Source organism: Streptomyces sp. NPDC029956 (assembly GCF_055574655.1).
Window position 1 is genome coordinate 1 of sequence record NZ_JBVHZJ010000114.1, and the last position, 6,803, is coordinate 6,803.

Annotated in this window: 1 protein-coding gene and 1 pseudogene; both read right to left on the reverse strand. The window is 76.2% G+C overall.

Annotated elements, in window-relative coordinates:
- Positions 1–6,613, reverse strand: a 6,613-nt coding sequence (locus tag ACZ4XX_RS40030; RefSeq protein ID WP_468512739.1) for an SDR family NAD(P)-dependent oxidoreductase, incomplete at its 3' end; no start/stop codon positions are given.
- Positions 6,610–6,803 (reverse strand): annotated as a pseudogene (locus tag ACZ4XX_RS40035) (acyltransferase domain-containing protein); the annotation flags it as partial. The pseudogene ACZ4XX_RS40035 and the gene ACZ4XX_RS40030, both read right to left, overlap by 4 nt.

The following is a 6,803-nucleotide window of genomic DNA, read 5'->3' on the forward strand; positions in this document are numbered from 1 at the left end:
CACCATCACGCAGAGCCGCCCGCAACGGCTTCAACACCACCGTCACCACCCCCTCACCCGGCACGAACCCATCCGCACCCGAATCGAACGGCCGCGAGCGGCCGGAGGGCGACAGGGCGCGCAGGTTCCGCATGGCGACGTAGTGCAGCGGGGACATGGCGACCCGGACGCCGGCGACGACGGCCTGCTCGCACTCCCCCGCGCGGATGCTCCGCACCGCCGTGTGCAACGCCACCAACGACGACGAGCACAACGTGTCGATCGTCATGCTCGGCCCGTGCAGATCCAGGAAGAAACTCACCCGGTTCGCCAGGAAGGCGTTGTGGTTGCCCAGGCCGGCGGGGGCGTCCAGCTCCGGGGAGAGGTTGTAGTCCTTGTAGTGCTGATAGCTGGCCCCGACGAACACGCCCGTGGCGGGCGACAGTCCGCGCGGCGGCAGGCCTGCCGACTCCAGCGCCTCCCAGGTGGTGCGGAGCAGCCAGCGGGCCTGCGGATCGAGCGCCTCGGCCTGCTTGGGGAAGAAGTCGAAGAACCGGGCGTCGAACTCCTCGACGCCGTCGAGGAACCCGCCCACGTCCGGCTCCCGCCCGTCGGCGTACCTGCCCCAGCGGTGCGCGGGCGCGGGGCCGACCCGGTCGCCGGACTCGGCCATCAGGTCCCAGAGTCCCTCCGGGTCCGTGGCGCCGGGCAGGGCCACGGCCAGCCCGATCACGGCCACGTCGTCGGCGGAGACCTCCTCGCCGGGGTACGCGCCGTAGAGCGCGGCCGGGTCGGCGGCCCGGCCGGAGGCCCGGTGAGGGACTTGGCCGGTGGCCTCGCCGGTGGCCCGCGGCGCCGCTTCGGCGGCAGGTGCCGCCTCGGCCTCGAGCCGCGCGAAGGCGTCCTCCGGGGCCAGCTCGGCGACGTGGGCGGCGAGGGTGCGGCAGTCGGCGGCGTCCAGGACGTCCGTCGGGCTGAGCGGCACCCCGTACCTCTCGTCCAGGTCGGCGGCGACGGCCGTCGCGAGCATCGAGTCGATGCCGACGGCGGACAGCGACGTGGTCGCGGTGATGTGGGGGTCGTGCAGGGCCGCCCGCACCGCCTCGACGACGGCCGCCTCGGCCGCCGCCAGCCGTGCCGCGCGGGGCGCGGGGCCGGACGTGTCCGCGCCCCTGCCCTCGCCGCCGACCTTACCGGCGGTGTCGGCGGTGTCGGCGCTGCCGGCGCTGGTGTCGGCGCTGGTACCGGTGAAGGCGGCGGTAGCGGCGTGGCCGCCGGTACCCGTGCTGTCCCCCGCCACCGTCCGGTACTCGATGCCTTCGAGGCGGACCAGGACCCGGCCGTCGTCCGCCAACAGGTCGACGTCGCCGCGCCGCACGCCGTCGGCGCCCGCCTCGGCACCCTCCAGCAGCACGAACTCGGTGCGCGCGGGGTCGCCCCAACGCGTGGCGCCTTCGATGGCGACCGGCAGGAAGGTGCCGGTCGGCGCCTCGGGGTCGCCGAGGGTGAGCACGGCCATGGCCTGGAGGGCGGCGTCGAGCGCCGCCGCCTCGGCCTCCAGGCGGCTGCCGGCCGGGATGTCGACGCGGGCCAGGACCCGGCGGGGTCCGTAGTGGACCTCGGTGATCGACCGGAGCGGGGCGGTCAGTTCCATGCCCTTGGCGGCGAACCAGGCGTAGAGGCCCGCGGGCTCCAGGCCGCGGCCCGGCTCCGCGCGCAGGGCGTCCAGGTCCCGGGCGGCGGGCGCGGGCCCGGCCTCGGCGGCGCCGGTGGTGAGCCGGGCGATGGTGCGGCCGGCGTGCCGGAAGGCAGCCGGACCCGTGCGGCCCGGCTCGTCCAGGTCGGTGGTCAGCGCGTGCGGGCCGCTCCCCCGGCCGGTGAAGGCGACGGCACGCAGTTCACCGGCCGCCCGCAGCCCCAGGGCGAGGGGCACCGCACCGGGCACGGTCTCCTCGCCGAGTACGCGGTGCGCACGCGAGAGCCTGCGCACGGCCTCGGCCACGTCCTCTCCCTGGGCAGCGGCCGGGGCTCCGGCCGACGCGTCCGTGGGGGCGACGGGGGCGGGGGCGGCGGGGGCCGCGCCGAACGGGTACGGGGGCAGCGGTCGGCGGCGTACCGCCGGGTCCGGGTACACGGACGCCCAGTCGACGGCCGCGCCTCCGACGTGGCGGAGTGCGTGGACGCCGAGCCCGGCCGAGGCGGTCTCCACCACGACGGAGCCGCGCACGACGGTGCCGGGTGCCCAGTCCGCGAGGCGCAGGGCGTGGTCCAGTCCGGCGCCGATCTCCCAGGCGGTGCCTCCGAGCACGGCGATCCGGTGCGCCCGGTGGTCGCGTCCGACGGCGCTGGAACGGCACAGTTCCCGTAAGCCGGAGGCGGTCTCCCCGCGTAGCGCCGCCCGCGTGGACGCAATGCGCCGTAGCAGGGCCTCCGGGGTATGGCCGGAGAGGACCAGCAGGTGCTCGCCGGCGGCGCCGTCCTCGTGGGCGGCCTCGGCGGCCGGTCCGTCGCCGGTCTCGCCGGCACGGGGGTCCCCGACGTACTCCTCGACGACGACGTGGGCGTTGGTGCCGCCCATGCCGAAGGAGCTGACACCGAAGCGCCGCGGTCCCGCAGAGGTCCATGGGCGGGGCTCGGTCGGGATCTCGAACGGCCCGGAGGACAGGTCGAGGTGGCTGCTGGGCTTCTCGAACCCGGCGACCGGGGGGATCTCCCCGTGCCGCAGGCACAGCAGGGCCTTGACGAGTCCGGCGAGCCCGGCGGCGGGCTCCAGGTGCCCGATGTTGCCCTTGACGGCGCCGAGGTGGCACGGGCCTTCGCGGTCGGGGTCGCCGCCGAACACCTCGGTGAGGGCGGCGAGCTCGATGGGGTCGCCGAGCCGGGTCGCGGTGCCGTGGGTCTCGATGAGGGAGATGTCGGCCGGGGCGAGCCCGGCATCGTCCAACGCCGCGCGGACGACGGCGGCCTGCGCCTCACTGCGGGGCACGGGCAGGGCGCTGCCGCGCCCGCCGTGGTTGACGGCCGTACCCCGGACGACACCCCAGACGAGGTCGCCGTCGCGCTCCGCGTCCGCGAGCGGCTTCAGCAGGACGGCGAGGGCTCCCTCGCCGGGGAGGAAGCCGTCCGCATGCTCGTCGAAGGGCTTCGGCAGGCCCTCCGACAGGGCGCCGAGCTGGCTGAGGCTTCGGTAGTACCAGGGCGTCAGGCCGACCTGGCAGGCCGCCACGATCGCGGCGCCGCAGTGGCCGGCGCGGAGCGCGGCGACCGCCTGCTGGATCGCGACGAGCGAGGACGAGCAGAGGGTGTCGACGGTCTGCGAGGGGCCGGTGAGGTCGAGGGCGTACGAGATCCGGTTGGCGAGCACCGCGTTCATGGAGCCGAGCGCGGTGTGCGGGCCCACGGTCTCCAGCCCTCGCGTGTCGCGGTGGTGGGTGTAGGTGGCGCCGACGAAGACGCCGATGTCGCGGCGGCCGGCGAGGCCGGCCTCGTCCCGGACCGCCCAGGCGTGCTCCAGCAGCAGCTTCTGCTGGACGTCCATCTCCTCGGCCTCGCGCACCGAGATGCCGAAGAAGCCCGGGTCGAACCGGTCGGCGCCGGCGAGGAAGGCGCCCTTGCGGCAGTACGTGCCCGTCATACGCGGCCCGCGCTGCTCGAAGTGGGCGTCGACGTCCCAACGTCCGGCGGGTACGTCGGTGAAGGCGTGGGCTCCCGCGCGCACCATCGGCCACAGGTCGGCCACGCCGCCGGGTGCGCCGGGGAGGTCCCCGGACACGGCGACGACGGCGACGTCCAGGTCGCGTCCGCGCGCCGCCGAACGCCGGGGGCGCTGCGGAGCGGCGGCGGGGGCGGGGACGATCGAGGCGGCAGGAGCGGAAGGGGTCGCGGAACCGGCCGCGCCCTCGGAGAGGGCGGGCTCGGCAGGCTGGGCGGGCTCGACAGCGGCTGCCTCGGTTCCGGCGGCACCGGCGGCGTCGCCCCCGGCCGGTTCCGGCAGCGCCGCCGCCGCGCCGTAGCGCTCGGTGAGCGCCTCCGCCAGTTCGTCGAAGGCCCCGTACTCCAGGAAGAGCGTGGCCGGGAGACTGACACCCCACCGGCGTGACAACTCCTCGGACAGCTCGACGCTCATGATCGAACTCATGCCGTAGTCCGACAGGAGCGCGTCGCGGTCGAGGGACGCGATTCCCAGCCTTTCCACGAGGAACCCCGCCAGCGCGTCGGCGACACGCTCCAGTGCGTCCCCTGCCGTCCCACCGGAGCCGTCGGCGCGCTCCGTGTGACCGGAAGCGAGCGATCCGGCGCCCGCGGTCGCGGCGGAGACGGCGCCCTTCTGGTCCTCCGGCTCGACGAACTCGGTGCCGGCGTCCGGGTGGGCGATGACGAGCTGCCGGACGGACTGCTCCGCTCCCAGGACTGCGATGAGGGCGTCCAGGCCCTCCGCGGTGGTCAGCGGCCGGACGCCGCGCGCCCGGAGCTGGTCCGCGACGGCGGTGCCCATGCCGACCTCGCCCCACAGGCCCCAGTCGACACTGAGCCACGGCGCGCCGTGCGCGTGGGCATAGCCGTCGAGGTAGGCGTTGGCGGCGGCGTAGCCGCCCTGTCCGAGGTTGCCGAACGTGCCGGAGACGGAGGCGAACAGCACCGCGAAGTCGAGGTCGCTCCCGGTGACGGCGGCGGCCAGCTCGCGGACCCCGTCGGCCTTGGGCCGCATCACGGCCGCGACGTCCTCGGCGGTGGCGCTGCGGATCAGCCCGTCCCTGAGGGTGCCCGCGGCGTGGATGACGCCGTGCACGTCGCCGTGCTCCCGCCGCATCCTCTCCACCAGCGCCGTCAGGGCGCCGGGGGCGGTGATGTCCGCGCTGTACGAGACGGCCAGGCAGCCGTGGGCGGCGATGGCGGCGGTCCGCTCGTCGGAGGCGGGGTTCCCGCCGGAGCGGGAGACCAGCGCGACGACGCCGGCGCCCTCGCGGGCCAACCGCTCGGCCACCTCAAGGCCCAGGCCTCCGTGGCCGCCGAGGACGAGGTAGCGTCCGCCGGGCCGGACGGGGCCCTGCCCGGCGGGGCGCGGCGTGGCGTACGCCGAGCGGTCCCGCACCCGGACGGGCACGTGCCTGACGTCGCCGCGGTATCCGGTCTCGACGGGCCCCCGTGCGTCGCCGAGTTCCGCCAGGAGGGCGGGGAGCAGCGTGCCGGGGTCGCCTCCGAGGTCGACGATGCGCGGGCGCAGGCCCGGGTACTCGATGGCGGCGGTGCGCACGAGGCCCCACAGGGCGGCGCGGGCGGGCACCGGCCGGTCGCCGTCGGCGACGGGCTGGCCGTCACGGGTCACGACAAGGAAGCGGGACTTGCGCTGCCGCTCGCCGAGGGTCCGCAGGGCGGCGAGGCAGGCGTACAGGCCGAGGCCCAGTTCCTCCTCCTCGCCCCGGCGGCCGTCGGTCGGGCCGTCGGCGTTCCACAGGTGGACCACGCCCGCGACGGGGTCGCCGATCTCCTCCCAGAGCCGCCGGAACGTCTCCTGGTCGGGCCGGTCCAGCGTCAGCCGGTCGGGGTCGGGGGCGGCGCCCGGGCCGGCGGCGACCTCCACGACGCGGGCGCCGTCGGCGCGCAGCGCCTCGGCGGCGCCGGTGCCGAGCCGGTCGGCCGGGCCGTGGTGGAGGACCACCCAGGTGCCGGACGCCGGTTCACGGCGGGCGGCGTCGCCCTCCTCGGAGTGCCAGTCGATGCGGGAGACGGGCAGCGGCTCCCGCCGGACCGGGGCGGGGTCGGGCGTCCGTGCCGCACCGGCCACCGCAGCGGAGGCCGGTGCGCCGGTCGCCGCTGCGGGCGTGCGCGTCACCGTGGTCGTGCGTCGCATCCGTACGCCCTGGAACTCGGCGAGGACGTCGCCGGAGGATCCCAGCAGCAGTGCGTCGGCGGTGGCGTAGGCACCGTCGACGCCGGTGCGGCGGGCGTGGAGGGTGACCCCGCCGGTCAGCGCCGACAGGTCGGTGAAGAGGGCGAGCCGCTCCACGCCGATCGGCAGCATGGGGTAGGGGCCGTCCGGGCCCGTCAGGTCCTGGAGCGCGCAGCTGACGACCTGGAAGACACCGTCCACCAGCAGCGGGTGGGCGTACCAGGGCATCGGCTCGGCGTCGGACCGCAGGGTGGCACGGGCCGTTCCGGCGTCGCCGACGGAGAGCGCGCGGACGGTGCGGAAGTCGGGGCCGTACTGGAGTCCCTCGCGCTCCCATCCGGTGTAGAGCCGCTCCGGGGCGATGTCCCGCGCACCGGCGGGTCCGCGGTCCGGTTCGACGCGTGGAGGCCGCGCGTCCGCCGGGAGGAACCGTCCGGCGCCGGTGGACAGCTGCTTGCGGTCACCGGCCACGACGGTGGTCAGTTCGAAGCGGGTCCGGTCGGGCCCGGGGATCACGTCCAGCCGGACCGGCGCGGGGGCCTGGTCGGCGACCATGAGGGGGCGGAGGAACGACACGCCGGTCAGCTCCAGGGGAGCGAACGGGCGGCGTCGGGCGATGCCCACGAGCGCCATCTCCAGCTGCACGGCTGCGGGCAGCAGCCCGGTTCCCGCGGAACGATGCTGGGCGATGAAGGGCTCCTGGCCCGTGAACGTCTTCTCGTACGTCTCGGCCGTGTGCGTCACTGTCCCTCGCTCCGGTGCTCGTAGTGACGGTCGAACAGAGGGTGGCCCACGGTGCTCGCGGCGCGTGCGCTGCGGGCCGGGGGCGCCACCAGGTCCTGTCGGTGGAAGGGGTAGGTGGGGAGGGTCATCGTGCGGTGGCCCTTGCCGGCATGCACACCCGCCCAGTCCACCGCCCCCGACGCACCACCGG